The following is a 15556-nucleotide window of genomic DNA, read 5'->3' on the forward strand; positions in this document are numbered from 1 at the left end:
GATCCACCTCTGCCACTGCGGAATCACCACCTCGCTACCCACGGAAACCCACTAATTGGCACGTCCGTACTGACCCGTTGGAAATGCCGCGCGGTTCGCGGCGGATCCGCGCGCCAACCGGTCATGTCGTCTGCGAGCTGAACCGCACATATGCTCGTAAGTGGCCTCGCAGATCTCGGTCGATCATTCGTGGCCGGAACCGGCTACCGGAAAGAGCGACGACGTCCGCTGGTCCGATGAATCTTGCCATGCACCGGACCAGCCGACGTGCGCAAGAAGCGCCGCGCCTTCCGCCATGACAGGAAACCCTGTCATGGGCCGCCGGCGGCCCATGGGAGACAGGATGGCGATGCGCCGGTCAGCACACCGGCAACGGGTTGGTTTCGCTGTAGATGGCCGTGTCCTTCATCCAACCCCAGGCGCCGTTGTCCGCCTCAGTCCATTCCCAACGGTACGGGTGCGGTCCGCCGACATACCCGCCGCTATCCGAGCGACAAATGAACCAACTCGGATTGCTGTACATGTAGCCGATCACATTGCTGGTGCCCGATGCATACACCGGGGCACCCGAGATGTTGTTGCACCACCAGTGGCTACTGCTGTACCAGCACCCGCTGGCGAACAGCCGCACGGCGGCCGACCGGGTCGCCTGGCCTTGCGCGCTGCCGGCGACCGGTCCGGCAAGGGCGGGTGCGACCGCGTTCGCCGTCTGACCGCCGCTGGTGGCCGTGGCCGCGTGCGCCACGTTCGCACTCCCAACGGCGATAGCCATTCCCGTCGCCATTACCAGAATAGCCCGCCGAGCGATCGATCCGATTCCCATCAGGCACGCCTTCCTTTCTTCCTCGATAGGGGCGCTATCACTGCGCCCTCATGCCTAATGGTTGAACATGCATGACCGGGGGCGCCACGGCTTTGCGCCGTGCCTGAAACCCGCTAGTCACGGCAGCAGGGCGGTTCCGAGATTGGTCAGGCTGTGCACCACGGCGCCGCCTCGCCGGACCGTGGTGATCAGGCCGGCCTTCCTGAGCACCGCGGCATGTTGACTGGCCGAGGTGACTGACGTTCCGGCACGACGCGCGAGCTCCGTCGTAGTACAGGGCGCTTCGATCGCCCGCAACACGGCGGCCCGCAACATCGCCAGTCCAGGGTCCACCGGTGCTGCCACAATCGTGGTTCCGGCGTCTTGCAGCGCGTGGATGCCGATGACCAGAAACAGGTTCCCGGTGCGCAGGTAGAGCGCGGCGAACACCATCCCGATGGCGAAGAGGCGACCGAGGTCGAGGCCGATGTCCGGCCAGCCCATCCCGGCCCCGGACGAGCCGCCGAGCACCTCACCGGGAAGGTGATAGAGCGCGAACATCGACTGGGAGACAACGAGCGCTGCGCCAGTCGCTACCGCTGGGGCCATCCGAGCGAACCTACAGTAAGCCTCAGCTGGGGTAGCAGCAAACCTCGGAAGTAGGTCTCCTCGGCGGGAGCGATGCCGAGCGCATACCCGGTCAGGGCGCCCATCGCCGTTGCCCAGCCGGCACCGGTCCCGGATGCGGACAGCTGTGGCTGGTCGTCGTTGGCGACGGTAACGATGATCTGGATGATCTGCATGGCCACGAAGATCGCGGCAGTGGCAGCCAAACCACCACCCACCCTGGACCGCTGCCAACCCAGATCGGGTGGCCGAAGTCCCGCATACCCGGCGGCGACGAAAACCACCGCCAGTAGAGCAAGCCCGCCGATCAAAGCCGGCCTGACCAAGTGCCCGGTGTCCGCATAGACCGTGGTGTAGAAGCCCCGGCCGGCGCGGAAGCTGATGTTGAGAGCCGTGGCAACCGCTACTACACCCGCCGTGGCCAGCAGAAGAAATCGCCATGAGGTCTCCGGAACGTCGGTGGACGGCCGAACGTGACTTGCCCGACGTTCACGCCCGGTGTGGGTCAGTAACGACGCCACGACGGCTCACCTCTCCCCACCTCTCGTCCGAGCTTGTCCGGCTCCGTGACTGCCGGATAGGGCCGAGCGGACCAGGTCGTAGTGTCCGCGGCGCAGGTTCTGGATAAGGCATGCCCGGCGATCACGAGCTGGGCGCTTGGATCGGTCTGAAGCCCGCGCATCGGTCTGAGCCGGTGTTTGAGCTGGCCGTGGTCGGCCTCGATCGGGTTGCTCGCGTGCCGTTCGACGTGATGCCACGCCGCCGGCACCAGGTCCTCGAGCACGGCTGGGTAGACGGGCGCGGCGTCGGTCACCACCTCGCTCGGAACGACCTTCAGTGTGCCAAGTGCCTGGGCAAAGAACCGGCGTGCCGCGCTGGCGTCTCGGCGGCCGGTGAGTAGCACGTCGATGACCTGGCCGTGTTGGTCGACGGCGCGGTAGGCGTAGCGCCAGACCCCCTTGACCTTGACGTAGGTCTCGTCGACGAACCATCGGTCGCCGGGTGCGTGGCGGGTGAACCGGGCGGCGTCGGCCAGCGGCGGCGTGAACCGGTGCACCCATCGGGACACCGTGACGTGGTCGACCTCGATACCGCGTTCGGCGAGCAGTTCCTCGACGTCGCGGTACGAGAGGCCGTAGCGCAGATACCAGGGCACCGCCACCACGATCACCTCGGCCGGAAGCGGAACCCAGCGAACGCCGAGCGGGGAGGAGACCAAAGACGACAGCGAGCCGCAGACTTCAGTCGATCAACCTTGCGTGATCATCAGATCAGCCAACACAACAGCGCCAGAGGCGTCAAACGGCATATGCCTATGTCCGCGCCAACGGAAATGTCGCCCGGCGTAACGGTTTTCAGTGACTCGAGTCCAGCCCAGGTTCACACATCGTGGGAGAAATTCCAGCCTTCCGGCACCGCTCGGGCGGCCCGGAAACGTGCCGTTGACTAGCCGTTGGCACCGGCGTAACAATCGACGAGCGGCCCGCTAGTTAACGTTCACAATTGCCCCCGCCGGACCGGTCGAGGCGCTGCCGGCGACGCGCCGGCGACCGCAACTGGGCCCGGGTCGCGCATCCCTCCCCGGGCGCAGTCCGCCCGATCACCGTCCCGGAACGACGAGCGAGGTTCCCATGCCCATCATCCCCAGGGGTTCCCGGCGCAGAGCGCTGCTGTCCGCGGCCGGCGTCGCCGGGCTGCTCGGCGGCGTCCTGGCCGCGGTGGCGCCCGCGCACGCCGCGGTCACCGGACCGTGCGACATCTACGCCTCCGGCGGCACCCCGTGCGTCGCCGCGCACAGCACGACCCGCGCCCTGTTCGGGGCGTACACCGGTTCGCTTTATCAGGTGCGGCGCGCTTCCGACAACACGTACCGCAGCATCGGCCCGGTCGGCGCCGGCGGCTACGCCGACGCGGCCGGCCAGGACTCGTTCTGCGCCGGCACCACCTGCCTCATCACCCGGATCTACGACCAGACCGGGCGCGGCAACGACCTCACCCAGGCGCCCGGCGGCGGCGCGGCCGGCGGGCCCGACAACCTGGCCAACGCCACCGCCGCCCCGATCACGATCAACGGCAACAAGGTGTACGGCGTCTTCGTCGCACCCGGCACCGGCTACCGCAACAACAGCACCAACGGCATCGCCACCGGTGACCAGGCCGAGGGCATGTACGCCATCTTCGACGGCACGCACTACAACGGCGGCTGCTGCTTCGACTACGGCAACGCCGAGACCAGCAGCAACGACACCGGCAACGGTCACATGGAGGCCATCTACTTCGGCAACATCAAGGTCTGGGGCTACGGCACCGGCAACGGGCCGTGGGTCATGGCCGACTTGGAGAACGGGCTCTTCGCCGGGGTCAACGCCGGGTACAACGCCAACGACCCGTCGATCAGCAACCGGTTCGTCACCGCGATCATCAAGGGTCAGCCCAACCAGTGGGCGATCCGGGCCGGCAACGCCCAGTCCGGCGGTCTGTCCACGTACTACAGCGGACCACGGCCCAACGTCAACGGCTACAACCCGATGCACAAGGAGGGAGCCATCATCCTGGGCATCGGCGGCGACAACAGCAAGGGCTCGGCGGGCACCTTCTACGAGGGCGTGATGACGTCGGGCTACCCGTCGGACGCGACCGAGAACGCGGTGCAGGCCAACATCGTGGCGGCCGGCTACGGCACGTCGTCGGGCGGCGGCGGAAGCGGCAAGGAGATCGTCGGCGGGCAGTCGGGCCGGTGCGTCGACGTACCAAACTCGTCCACCACCAACGGCACCCAGCTGCAGCTGTACGACTGCTGGGGCGGCACCAACCAGCTCTGGACGTCCACCTCGAGCAAACAACTGACGGTGTACGGCAACAAGTGCCTGGACGCGAACGCCAAGGGCACCACCAACGGCACCGCGGTCATCATCTACGACTGCAACGGCCAGACCAACCAGCAGTGGAACGTCAATAGCAACGGCACGGTCACCGGCGTGCAGTCGGGGCTGTGCCTGGACGCGAACGGCGCCGGCACGGCCAACGGCACGAAGCTGATCCTGTGGTCCTGCAACGGCCAGTCCAACCAGCAGTGGAGTCTGCGGTAGGCAACCGCGCAACGGGCCGGTGGGACCACCTCCCACCGGCCCGTTGGCGTTCCCGCGGTCCGGGTCAGCCGCAGGAGGTCCCGTTGAGGGCGAACGCGGTGGGGAGGCGTGCGCGACCCTGATCCGCACCGCGTCGACTGCCTGACACGGTGCCCCGTCCACGCTGTCGGACTGGTAGATCACCCGTACCCGAGCATGTCCTCCCGCGCGAGGGTGACCGGTGTCGGCCCCGGCCGCATCAGCGGGCCGTCGCCAGATCCGTTCGATATGGAAGCCGCCTCTGTCCCCATGCATGCCTAAGGGACGATCAAGGCCGATGACGTGCGCAGAAATGAAATATCCCGGTACAGGATCGGACGCCCTCTTACGGACTCGGGACCGGAGTAGTTCCTCGACCCGCCGGCGGCGAGACTCCCGCCAACTCGGCGATCGCGGCCACGGCGAGCTCGCCACGCCTGCGCCCGCGCCGCAGCACCTCGGGTAAACCGCCCGTGGTCGTCGGCTCATCCGCGGACCGCATGGATTCCTTCGGCTCGGGCTTGTGTACGGGATGATTTCCTCGCATACTACGGAACGTTCCATGCATTGGTAGTCATCGATCTTTGTGTGGATATGGCGGCTCCCCTCGCGACTCGTTGCACGCTCGACGCGATGGAGGTACGCCCCATGCGAACACGTACGAGATGGCTTACCGCCACCGCAGCGGCCGCGGTCATGACTCTGGCCCTGGCGATACATGCCGGCAGTGCCGGCGCGGAGTCCAACGGCGGTGTACGGGTCATGCCCCTCGGCGACTCCATCACCGAGGGCACGCAGGTGCCGGGCGGGTATCGCATCGGGCTGTGGCAACGTTGCACCGGCAACGGTTACCGGGTCGACTTCGTCGGCTCCCAGTTCAACGGGCCATCCAGCCTCGGTGACCACGACCACGAGGGACATCCCGGCTGGCGGATCGACCAGATCGACGCGAACGTCGTGGGCTGGCTCAACACCTACCAGCCGCACACGGTGCTGCTGCACATCGGCACCAACGACGTGCTGCAGAATTTCAACCTGTCCACCGCGCCGAGCCGGCTGTCCACCCTGATCGACCACATCACCAATACAGTTCCCACCGCGGAAGTGTTCGTCGCCCAGATCACTCCGCTGTCCAATACCAGCCAGGACGCCGCGGCGCGTACGTTCAACTCCGCGATTCCCGGCATCGTGCAGAGCAAGGTGAACGCCGGCAAGCACGTCCATCTCGTCGACATGCACAGCGCGTTGACCGCCGCCGACCTGACCGACGGCATCCACCCCACCGCGACCGGGTACGACAAGATGGCCGCCACCTGGTTCACGGCTCTGCGCTCCGTAGCCGGCAGCATCGGCAACCCGACTACCTCGTCGGATCTGTTGGCGAACGGGAACATCGAAGCGGGAACCAGCGGCTGGTCGATATTCGGTGGTGGTGGGCTCGCCGCTAACACGGCAGTCGTCCATGGCGGCGCCAACTCGCTGCTGCGGACGGGCCGGACAGCATCCTGGAACGGCCCGAGCGAGGACCTGACGTCCAAGGTCACCAACGGCAAGAGCTACACCACGAGCGTATGGATGAGAACGCAGACCGGAACACCCACCGGCAAGGTGAGCGTGGCGATAACCGCCAACGGGACCACCAATTACGTTGTTCTTGCGCAAGGGCCGGTCAATTCTTCCGGGTGGACGTTGTTGACGGGAACCGCGACGGTGTCGTGGATGGGGACCTTGTCATCCGCGAGGTTCTACGTCGAGACGACCTCGGGCACCGACAACTTCTACATCGACGACGCATCAATGCAATGAGGCCATTCCGGAAGTAAATTCCTCAGGTGACAGAGCCGCTGCCGCGATGTCCTGCAAATGCCCTGCGCAACGCCGCCATCGGCGCATTACGCGCCGCCGTGGGCGACTCGGCTCGGCGGCCCAGCGCGAGCCAGCGGCCACCAGGGCGTGCAGGGCGGCCAGGTCGTCGGTTTCCACGGCACATCCACCCGTCCGCGCTCGTCGGCGAGCTCGCACATCACGGCGGCGTGCCGCTGCTTCTCACGGGCCACCAGCGTACGGGGCTGACCGTTGACGTCGAGCGTGCTCCGCAGCGGGCACCACGAGATCACCTCACAGGGGAGCGGAGCGTGGAGCCGGCCGCTTCATGCTGACTAGCTATCGGCGGCGCAGCCAGGGCTGCAGGATCCGGGTGATCTGCGGCAGCACCAGGTAGGTCATGATCGGGGTCAGCACCAGCGTGCTGATCAGGGTGCGCAGCACCAGGTTGAGGGTGGCCAGGTGAGGTGCCAGCAACCAGCCGGAGAGCAGGCTGACCGGGAAGAAGCCCAGCCAGATGGTGGTCGCCTGCTTCCACCGGGCCGGAGCGGCCGGCGCCGGATGATCGGTCTGCAACTCCCGCGGCCGGTCGAACCAGCCCTCGATCCCGGTGCGTTTCTCCATCCGGGTGTGCTCGACGAAACCCTCGGCCGAGGAGAGCCACCACTGCCGCTGCGGCGACTCCTCCCAGTCGCGCAGTGAGCCGGCGTCGGCGAAGCGGTAGAGCATGTGCCACTCCGGGGAGCGTGGCTCCGGGCGGACCCAGCCGGTGCCGAGGAATCCCGGGAAGGTCTCGGCCAGGGAGGCGCCGGCCCGGACCCAGGCGGCCATCTCCGCGTTCCGGGACGGATCGGCCCGCCGGGTGATGGCGACGGTGACGGCTAGCTGCGGCGGCGACTTCATGTCTCACATTGTGGTAAGCCCGGATTTCCGGCGTGCGTCATCCCGCGGATCAGTGTCGTGCCCCACGCTCCCGGACCGGGGAGGTTCTGCGGACAGGACAACCCAACGAAGGTTGTCCTGAGTAACTCGATGGCTGGCGGCTGTTCGGTTCGTCGGGGTTGTTGATCAGCCTGTCGTGGCCGGCAGGTGCAGACGCGTCATCGCGGTGGTCCAGTCGGTGGCGATGGCGGTCTGCCCGTCCGGCAGTTGAACCCGGTGGTCACAGACGGCCTTGTGAAGTTCATTCTCGACGCTGTCCACATCGCGGCAATTCTGCTCGCTAAAAATGTGTTACGACATGCGTTCGTGATCAGGGCTTGATCTGCCTGGAATCCTCTGGCAACATTGGCCAGAATCTGTGGGAGCGCTCCCAAAGCTTATGCCTTCTGCGAGGTCATCATGCGCCAATCCGCGTCCTCCGGGCGCCGGCTACCCTGGGTGGCCGCCCACGCTGCTCTGGGTGCAACCGTCGCCGGTGTCGCGGGGGCACCCAGCCGGCCCCGCAGCCACATTCACGCCGTCGGCAATCGGTGTCCCGAGGGCTTCACCGCGAACGTGAGGATCACCAAATTCGGTGAACCGGCCACGTTCCGGCGCCTCTACCGGGGATTCGCCGCTGAGCGCACGCATGCGGTCTCGCCGCCTTCTGCGTGCTAGGTCTCTTTGTCCCCACCTGGAGGAACCCGCATGGCTTCTTGGACGCGTCGCCGGCTTACGGCCGCCGGGGTGACGATCGGCTCAGTGCTGGCCGCCGGGGCTGTCTTCGCCCTGTCCGCGCCTTCCGCCCAGGCGCTGGAGAACGGCGTGGCCCGGACGCCGCCGATGGGATGGAACAGCTGGAACACGTTCGGGTGCAATATCAATGAGACGTTGATCCGGCAGATGGCCGACGCCATTGTTTCGTCCGGCATGAGTGATCTGGGATACAAATACGTGGTGGTGGACGATTGCTGGTTCAATCCGAACCGGGATTCGTCCGGCAATTTGCAGGGTGATCCGTCCCGTTTCCCGAGCGGGATGAAGTCGCTGGGCGATTATCTGCACGGCAAGGGCCTGAAATTCGGCCTGTACGAGGTGCCGGTCGCCAAGACCTGCGCGCAGAGTACGGGTGCTTACCCGGGGTCGACCGGTAGCCAGGGTCATGAGGCGCAGGACGCCCGGCAGTTTGCCGCGTGGGGGGTGGACTACCTCAAGTACGACTACTGCTCGGGCAGCGGCACGATCAACGATCAGGTGACCACGTTCGCGAAGATGCGTGATGCGTTGGCGGCGACCGGCCGGCCGATCGTGTACAGCATCAACCCGAACAGTTTCCACTGCTGTACCGGTCCGCAGCGGAACTGGGGCGACGTGGCCAACATGTGGCGGACCACGGAGGACATCACCAACAAGTGGGACACCGGGCAGACCAACGGGTATCCGATGGGCATTCAGAACATCGTCAACATCACCGTGCCGCTGGCCGGCAACGCCCGGCCGGGTGCCTTCAACGATCCGGACATGATGGAGGTCGGTCGAGGCGGGCTGACCGACACCGAACAGCGCAGTCACTTCGCGTTGTGGGCGATGATGGCCTCGCCGTTGATCGCGGGCAACGACATCCGGTCGATGACCTCGGCGACGCAGACGATCCTGAAGAACGCGAACCTGGTCGCGATCGATCAGGACAGCCTGGCGGTGCAGGCGACGCAGGTGTCCAACGACGGTTCCCGGCGGGTGCTGGCCAAGAAGCTGGCCAACGGGGATGTCGCAGTGGCGTTGTTCAACCAGAGCGGCAGTACCACCACAATCAGCACCACGGCCGCGGCGATCGGCATGACCGGCAGCTCGTTCACCCTGCGCGACGTGTGGAGCAACGCAACCAGCACCACCGCCGGCACCATCTCGGCCAGCGTTCCGTCCCACGGAACGGTCGTCTACCGGGTCAGCAGCGCCGGCACGCCGACCTCGCCTCCGCCGACGTCGGAGCCACCCTCCTCCAGCCCGCCGACGCCGCCGGCCGCCGGCAGCTGCCGGGTCAGTGACACGGTCAGTGCCTGGAACAGCGGCCTGACCTCCACCATCACCATCACCAACACCGGCACTGACGCCATCAGCGGCTGGTCCCTCTCCTTCACGCTGCCGAGTGGCCAAACCATCACCTCCGGCTGGAACGGCACCTACTCGCCCAGCTCGGGGCAAGTGACCGCCAGGAACGTCTCCTACAACGGCGACCTCGCACCGAACGCGTCCCTGACGATCGGCTTCCAGGCCACCCACACCGGCAACGCCGCGGCTCCAGCCTCGTTCACCTTGAACGGCACGAGCTGCGCACTCGCCTGATCACCGGAACGAGCGCGGCCCGGAACCAGCGGTTCCGGGCCCCGCGCCTGGCCGAGAAGGCTTCTCCCCGCGGCGGTTGCCCCGACGCGCGGCCGTCGTCCACAACGGGCCGAGCCCGGTACGAAGGATCAACTAAACCGGTACAGTCGTCGGGCGTGACGACTGCGTTGCGCCCGGCCGACCCGCGGCGGCTCGGTGACTACTCCTTGCTCGGCCGCTCGGCGAGGGCGGAATGAGCACCGTCTACCTCGGTCGCGCCCGCGAGCGCCGCCTTTCCCCCTCGGCCGCGGCGGTCCTTGCCGGGTACGGCCAGACGTAGGGCCCGCACGGACGCCGCACACCTCCAGCTCACCGGCCCGGACCAGGCCGGCGGTCAGGTCGACGCGTACCGAGTCAGCGCTCCGGGAGGCTCACCACCAGGTTTGCTCCAGGGCGCGGTCCGTACCGCCGGTGCCGTCCAGTCCGTCGAGCGTGTCCATGTCGGCGGAGGTCAACTCGAAGTCGAAGACCTGCGCGTTCTGCTCGATGCGCTCGCGATGGGTGGATTTGGGCAGCACGATGAGGCCGCGCTGCAGTGCCCAGCGGATCAGCACCTGAGCCGGAGTGCGGCCCCGTCGCTCGGCGATCTCGGCCACCTGACTATCGCGCAGATGCCGCCCGGTGCCCAGCGGGCTGTAGGCTTCCAGCGCCAGGCCACGTGCTTCGCAGGCGGCCAGCAGCTTGCGGCGGAATTCGAATGGACTGAACTGCACCTGGTTGACGACCGGGGCCACGTCGGCCACCTTGAGCAGATCGTCGATCTCCGACGCGGCGAAGTTCGAAACGCCGATCGAACGTGCGTAGCCGCGCTCGTGCGCGCGTTGCATGCCGTCCCAGGCCCAGGTCGGGCCGCCCTGTGGCCAATGCACGATGTACAGGTCGACGCGCTCCACGCCGAGGCGCTCGAGACTGCGCTCGGCCTCGGCCTCCGGGTCGCGCGAACCTGGGTAGAACTTCGTCGTGATGAAGACGTCTTCGCGGGCGATGCCGCTGTCGCGCAGCGCCCGTCCGACGCTGGCCTCGTTGCCGTACGCCTGGGCGGTGTCGATGTGGCGGTAGCCGGCTTCCAGCGCCCAGCGCACCGCTTTCTCGCACTCCGGGCCGTCCGGCACCTGCCACACCCCGAGCGCGAGCAGCGGAATCTCGTTGCCGTCGGCGAGCACACGCGCCCGCCCGTCCTGGGTCAGTTTCTCTGCGGCCATCGTCGTCTCTCCTGCCGTGATCAAGCCTGGCGGTTTCCAGTCTGCACTTCCCCCGCCGCCGTCGAGGAAACTACCGGCGAGGGCGGCTGTTCGCTGCGGTGAGTGGCGGCTCCGCGTCCGGGGCGGCACGAAGGCACGACGCCTGCCGATCATCATCGCGCCGCCAGTACGGCGAGGCGGCCGATCCTGTACCAGGTCGCCGCGGCGTTGCGGGTGTGAGCTCTGAACGACCGAGGTGACGCCCCTGCGGTATCCGGTTCCCGCCGGCGATGCGGTCGCGGGTCGCTGCGCATCGACTACGGCCGAGCGCACCCGAACAGAACGCCGCCACTGCCTTCGGGCCGCACCGGAGTGGACCGGCGCCGCCGCGTTCCGGCCGAAGCCGGAACGCGGCGGCGTACCTCCTTATCGCTGCAGGGTGAGCACACCCGGTCGCCACGGCAGGTTGTTGTAGTCGCCGCCGGCGCTGGGGTTCTTACCTTGGTAGAGCAGCTGCATGTTGCACGGGTCGATGGTCTTGGTCTGGTCGGGGTTGGTGCGGACCAGGTCGCCGTGGCTGATGTCGTTGGTCCAGGTCGCGCCGCTGTTGGCCTTGCCCGCGAACGGGTTGCTCTCGCTGGCGGCCTGCGGCGTCCACGAGCCGCTCAGGCTGCTGGAGGTGAACGACCGGAAGTAGCGGCCCTGGCTGCCGATCGCCTCGACGATCATCAGGTACTGGTTCTGACCGGCCACCTTGTAAACCTCGACCGCCTCGAACAGGTTGTTCGTGGAGTCGCTCATGACAGTCGTGTACGACGAGCCGAAGCTGCCCGGGAAGTTACCGATCGGCATGCTGGCCCGGTAGATCTTGCCGTTGTCGCCGGCGAAGAACAGGTACATGTTCTGCCCGTCACCGATCAGCGTCTGGTCGATCACGCCGGTGTTGGAACCGGAGATGCTGCCGGTGAACAACGTCTGCGCCCCCGACCAGCCGTTGGCGTTGGTCGGGTCGGTGGAGGTCTTGTAACTGAAGGCGGTCGGACCCCACTGATAGGCCAGCACCCAGATGTTCTTCGGCGCGAAGTAGATCAGGGTGGGCGCGACGGTGCCCTGGCTCATCCCGTTCTGGCTGGCCGAAGCCATGTCCGACCAGTTGGTGAACAAGCCGAAGTTCATCGACCCGTACGAGCCGTTGGCGACGTTCGACGCGTACACCAGATGCTTGCCGTTGTAGACGACGTTCGTGAAGTCCTTCAGCGACGTCCAGCCGTTCTTCGGGTTGGCCAGCGAGCCGGTCGATGTCCAGCGGTAGCTCGACGGGAGCGTGCAGTTGCCGCTGGGCGTCGTCGGCGGAGTGGACGGAGACGTCGGCGGGGTCGTGGGCTGGGTCGTCGGCGGGGAGCTCGGCCCGGTACCACCTGTGCACGTCACGCCGTTCAGCGCGAAGCCGGCCGGGGTGGGGTTGCTGCCGGTCCATGAGCCGTTGAAGCCGAAGGACACCGTGCCGTTGGTCGCGACCGAGCCGTTGTAGCTGGCGTTGGTCGCGGTCACCGCCGAGCCGCTCTGCGTCACCGTCGCGTTCCACGCCTGGGTCACGGTCTGCCCGGCGCCGTAGGACCACGTCAGCGTCCAGCCGGACAGGGCATCGCCCAGGTTGGTGATCGATACGTTCGCGCCGAAGCCGCCTTGCCATTGCGACGACACGGTGTAATTGACCGAGCATCCGGCGGTGGCGGCATTGGCCGGCATCGCCACGACGACCGCCGTCGCGGCGAGCAGGCCGAGGCCGGTCGACACCACGCCGACTTTCGTCGATCTGGATCTGGTCATGGACTCCTCCTATTTGGGGGTGGGGATAGGCGGTCGTACGTGGTTGGCGCCGGCCGGCTCAGCCGGCGCCGGCGCCGCACGCGCTGCCGTTGAGGGTGAAACCGGCCGGCAGGCCGGTTTGGCCGGTGTGCGCCGCCTGGAAGCCGATGCTGACCGAGCCGTTGACCGGTATCGCGGCGTTGTAGGACATGTTCGTGGCGGTCACTGTCCCGGAGGTGGGCGCGTAGGTGGCGTTCCAGCCAGACGTGATGGTCTGCCCGGCGGGCAGGGCGAAACTCAGCGACCAACCGTTCACGGCAGCGCTCCCGGTGTTCGTGATCGTGAGGCTCTCGGTCAGTCCGGTGTTCCAGGCGTTCGCCGTGACGGCGACGTGACAGGCGCGCGGACTCGGCGGGCCGCTGGTCGACGGACTCGTCGGCGGGCTGGTCGGCGGGGTGGAGGTGCCGTCCAGGCCGAGGAAGCTGATGGCGTACGCCAGCTGGCCGGTCTGCGGCAGGGCGTGCCCCACGCCGGCGATGCTGACACCCTCCACCGTGGCCTGGGTGCCGGTGTTGCCGTACCGGGTACGCGTCCACGACGACTGCGGGTGATCGGTGAACGCGGGTGTCTGGCTCAGCCTGTGCAGCGCGGTCCACTGTTTGATCTCCTCGCCGAAGTTCGGGTAGGCGAGGGTGGTGTCGGTGTCGCCGTGCCAGAGCTGCATCCGCGGATAGCCGCCGGTGTAGCCCGGGTACATCGCGCGGGCCTGGGAGGCCCACTGGTCGGCGGTCTTGATCAGGCGGCCGCTGGAGCAGGTGCTGTTCCACAGCGATCCGTCGGTGGTGGCGAAGCATCCGGCCGGCACGCCGGAGAACGCCGACGCGGCCGAGAACACATCCGGGTACTCCGCGGCGAGCACGTTTGTCATCATCGCGCCCGAGGAGAAGCCGCTGACCACGATCCGCGCCGGGTCCACGTTGTAGTGCGCACGAGCCCACGCGACCATCGACATGATGCCGGTGGAGTCGCTGCCACCGTTGCGTTTGAGGGCCTGCGGGCTGGACACGTCGAAACAGCTGCCGCTCCTGGTGGCTTCGGGCAGCACGATGACGTAGCCGTAGCGGTCGGCCGCGGTCACGTAGTCCCGGCCGTTGCCGTTGAAGATGCCGCTGGCCGAACCGCTGCAGTAGTGCACGAGAAGCAGCAGCGCCGGTCTCGGCGCCACGTTGTTCGGCACGTAGACGTACATGTTGAGATTGGTCGGGTTGGCGCCGAAGCCGGTCACCCGGGTCAGGGCGGCCGCGGCCGCCGGCCGGGCGAGCAGCAGCACGGATGCGGCGATCAGGGGTAGCAGCGCCATCGAGAGGATGACACGGACACGCCTTCGCACGTCGGTTCCTTTCAGCGGGCGGGAGGGGCGGGGATCACCGATAGCCGGCGGTGACGATGCCGGCCTGGACGGCGTTCTCGGTCGCGTCGCTCGGGTAGCCGGACACCATGGCTCCCTCGTAGAAGGTGCCGACGCTGAGGTTGGTGTTGGTCGCGCAGCAGTCGCCGCCGCTGCCGAGGATGATGGCGCCCTGCTTGCGCATCGGGCTGTACCCGCGCGGGAGAGCGCCGTCCCAGAGCGTGGTGAGCGATCCGGATTGCGCGTTGCCGCCCTTGATGGCGAACCGCGAGGTGCCGTTGTTCTTCAGCGTCGCCGTGACGAACTTGCTGGTGAAGGCTCGCTGGTTGGGGTTCCAGGAAGTGCTGCCGCCGGGGTACAGCCCGTACTCGAGGTCGGCCTGGACCCACGGCCCGCTGCCCGAGCAGCCGCCGAACCAGCAGCTCGTACCGAAGTAGATCGCGTCCATCGCGCCCGCGCCGTCGGCCCGGCGGGTGGTCTCGCTGTTCCCGTAGTCGAAGCAGCATCCGCTGTTCACATGCGTGCCGCTGGTAACCATGTATATGCCTTCCGGGGCACTGCCGGTCGGGACGCCGGTGGCCGACCCGTTACGCCAGTAGCTGTTGCCGGCATTGATGTAGAGCGAGTAGACCTTGCTGCCGCCCACCGTGACCGTCTCGCGCGTGGCGCCCGCCGCAGTGTCGGCCCCGCCGACGCCGCCGGGACCCTGGTAACCGAGATTGTTGCCGTGCCCGGACTGGTCGTAGATGACGGTGATGACGCACGACGTGCCGGCGCAGAACGCGTCCTGGGTGGCGGCGTTCGCCGCCCCGCCCCGGCTCACCACGCCGACGTCGCGGGTGGTGTTGTCCGAGGAGCGGCGGACCTGGTACAGCGCGCCGGTGTACGCGGCGAACAGGGCCCGGGTCGTGCTGTGCGCAGCCACGCACGGCGTCCCGCCGGCGGCGTAGAGATCACAGGGAAGGCTGGTCACCGGCGTGCTGCCCGACGGGGTCGGGCTCGGGCTCTGGGTGGCCGGCGCACCGGTGCACGCCACCCCGTTCAGCGTGAAGACGGCCGGCGCGGGGTTGCTGCCGGTCCAGCTGCCGTTGAAGCCGAAGCCCGCGGTACCACCGGTCCCGATACTCGCGTTGTAGCTCGCGTTGGTGACGGTGACCTGCGCACCCGATTGACTCACCGTGCCGTTCCACAACTGGGTGACGGTCTGACCGGCGGTGAAGGACCAGGACAACTGCCAGCCATCGACCGGATCGCCGAGATTGGTCACAAGCACCGACGCGCCGAACCCGCCCTGCCAGGAATTGGTGACCGTGTAGTCGACCCGGCAACCAGCCGCCGCCACCGCGGGGGCCGTGGTCACGGCGACCAGCCCGGCCGCGAACGCCAGCGCGACGGCGAGGAGCAGAACTCTGATTCTCATGGCGTCTCCCCTATGTCGTGCCGATGTCCGACGCGGGGCCCGCTCCGTCTGAACGATTCCCCGCGCCGGCCGGGC

General features: G+C 67.5%; 12 protein-coding genes and 1 pseudogene. 3 read left to right on the top strand and 10 right to left on the bottom strand.

Translation table 11 applies throughout. The features are described from left to right. Positions 1-358: 358 nt before the first annotated feature. The 4 genes and pseudogenes from ODJ79_RS44660 to ODJ79_RS44675 form a co-directional block, all read right to left on the bottom strand. Positions 359-823, bottom strand: a complete 465-nt coding sequence (locus ODJ79_RS44660; protein WP_263029824.1) for a hypothetical protein — start codon at positions 821-823, stop codon at positions 359-361. A gap of 117 nt (positions 824-940) precedes the next feature. Next, the gene (locus tag ODJ79_RS44665; protein ID WP_263029825.1) at positions 941-1411 is read right to left on the bottom strand and encodes a type II CAAX prenyl endopeptidase Rce1 family protein; all 471 of its coding nucleotides are present in this window, start codon (positions 1409-1411) and stop codon (positions 941-943) included. Further along, the gene (locus tag ODJ79_RS44670; RefSeq protein ID WP_263029826.1) at positions 1396-1950 is read right to left on the bottom strand and encodes a hypothetical protein; all 555 of its coding nucleotides are present in this window, start codon (positions 1948-1950) and stop codon (positions 1396-1398) included. The genes ODJ79_RS44665 and ODJ79_RS44670 overlap by 16 nt, the downstream gene beginning before the upstream one ends. 6 nt (positions 1951-1956) lie before the next feature. Continuing rightward, positions 1957-2674, bottom strand: a pseudogene (locus ODJ79_RS44675) (IS6 family transposase). A 386-nt stretch (positions 2675-3060) separates the two neighbouring features. On the opposite strand from ODJ79_RS44675, the gene ODJ79_RS44680 reads away from it, so the two are divergent. Together ODJ79_RS44680 and ODJ79_RS44685 are read left to right on the top strand one after the other, a co-directional pair. Further along, complete coding sequence (locus ODJ79_RS44680) at positions 3061-4518, top strand: arabinofuranosidase catalytic domain-containing protein (RefSeq protein WP_263029827.1); 1458 nt, start codon at positions 3061-3063, stop codon at positions 4516-4518. Between the two features lie 666 nt (positions 4519-5184). Then, a complete protein-coding gene (locus tag ODJ79_RS44685; RefSeq protein ID WP_411267445.1) occupies positions 5185-6342 on the top strand; it encodes a carbohydrate binding domain-containing protein in 1158 nt (385 codons plus the stop codon). A 357-nt stretch (positions 6343-6699) separates the two neighbouring features. Here the strand turns inward: ODJ79_RS44685 and ODJ79_RS44690 are convergent, their stop codons facing one another. Continuing rightward, positions 6700-7263: an antibiotic biosynthesis monooxygenase gene (locus ODJ79_RS44690; protein ID WP_263029828.1), complete on the bottom strand. Its 564-nt coding sequence runs from the start codon at positions 7261-7263 to the stop codon at positions 6700-6702. A 165-nt stretch (positions 7264-7428) separates the two neighbouring features. Continuing rightward, a complete protein-coding gene (locus ODJ79_RS44695) occupies positions 7429-7563 on the bottom strand; it encodes a hypothetical protein (RefSeq protein WP_263029829.1) in 135 nt (44 codons plus the stop codon). A 426-nt stretch (positions 7564-7989) separates the two neighbouring features. On the opposite strand from ODJ79_RS44695, the gene ODJ79_RS44700 reads away from it, so the two are divergent. Further along, a complete protein-coding gene (locus tag ODJ79_RS44700) occupies positions 7990-9624 on the top strand; it encodes a cellulose binding domain-containing protein (protein ID WP_411267444.1) in 1635 nt (544 codons plus the stop codon). A gap of 410 nt (positions 9625-10034) precedes the next feature. Here ODJ79_RS44700 and ODJ79_RS44705 read toward each other — a convergent pair whose 3' ends face one another. From ODJ79_RS44705 to ODJ79_RS44720, 4 genes are all read right to left on the bottom strand, one after another. Then, a complete protein-coding gene (locus tag ODJ79_RS44705) occupies positions 10035-10865 on the bottom strand; it encodes an aldo/keto reductase (RefSeq protein WP_263029830.1) in 831 nt (276 codons plus the stop codon). Positions 10866-11270: 405 nt separating this feature from the next. After that, positions 11271-12674, bottom strand: coding sequence for a non-reducing end alpha-L-arabinofuranosidase family hydrolase (locus ODJ79_RS44710; RefSeq protein ID WP_263029831.1), 1404 nt, complete (start codon positions 12672-12674; stop codon positions 11271-11273). Between the two features lie 58 nt (positions 12675-12732). After that, positions 12733-14013 carry a PHB depolymerase family esterase gene (locus ODJ79_RS44715; protein WP_263029832.1) on the bottom strand — a complete coding sequence of 427 codons (1281 nt, stop codon included), beginning with the start codon at positions 14011-14013 and terminating at the stop codon, positions 12733-12735. Between the two features lie 64 nt (positions 14014-14077). After that, the gene (locus ODJ79_RS44720) at positions 14078-15481 is read right to left on the bottom strand and encodes an arabinofuranosidase catalytic domain-containing protein (RefSeq protein ID WP_263029833.1); all 1404 of its coding nucleotides are present in this window, start codon (positions 15479-15481) and stop codon (positions 14078-14080) included. Between the last annotated feature and the right edge of the window lie 75 nt (positions 15482-15556).

The sequence above is a fragment of the Actinoplanes sp. KI2 genome (assembly GCF_025630775.1).
Taxonomy (GTDB): domain Bacteria; phylum Actinomycetota; class Actinomycetes; order Mycobacteriales; family Micromonosporaceae; genus Actinoplanes.

Coding starts and splice junctions, on each gene's coding strand:
- ODJ79_RS44660 (WP_263029824.1), bottom strand. CDS start 823: ATGGGAATCGGATCGATCGCTCGGCGGGCTATTCTGGTAATGGCGACG.
- ODJ79_RS44665 (WP_263029825.1), bottom strand. CDS start 1,411: ATGGCCCCAGCGGTAGCGACTGGCGCAGCGCTCGTTGTCTCCCAGTCG.
- ODJ79_RS44680 (WP_263029827.1), top strand. CDS start 3,061: ATGCCCATCATCCCCAGGGGTTCCCGGCGCAGAGCGCTGCTGTCCGCG.
- ODJ79_RS44685 (WP_411267445.1), top strand. CDS start 5,185: ATGCGAACACGTACGAGATGGCTTACCGCCACCGCAGCGGCCGCGGTC.
- ODJ79_RS44690 (WP_263029828.1), bottom strand. CDS start 7,263: ATGAAGTCGCCGCCGCAGCTAGCCGTCACCGTCGCCATCACCCGGCGG.
- ODJ79_RS44700 (WP_411267444.1), top strand. CDS start 7,990: ATGGCTTCTTGGACGCGTCGCCGGCTTACGGCCGCCGGGGTGACGATC.
- ODJ79_RS44705 (WP_263029830.1), bottom strand. CDS start 10,865: ATGGCCGCAGAGAAACTGACCCAGGACGGGCGGGCGCGTGTGCTCGCC.
- ODJ79_RS44710 (WP_263029831.1), bottom strand. CDS start 12,674: ATGACCAGATCCAGATCGACGAAAGTCGGCGTGGTGTCGACCGGCCTC.
- ODJ79_RS44715 (WP_263029832.1), bottom strand. CDS start 14,013: ATGGCGCTGCTACCCCTGATCGCCGCATCCGTGCTGCTGCTCGCCCGG.
- ODJ79_RS44720 (WP_263029833.1), bottom strand. CDS start 15,481: ATGAGAATCAGAGTTCTGCTCCTCGCCGTCGCGCTGGCGTTCGCGGCC.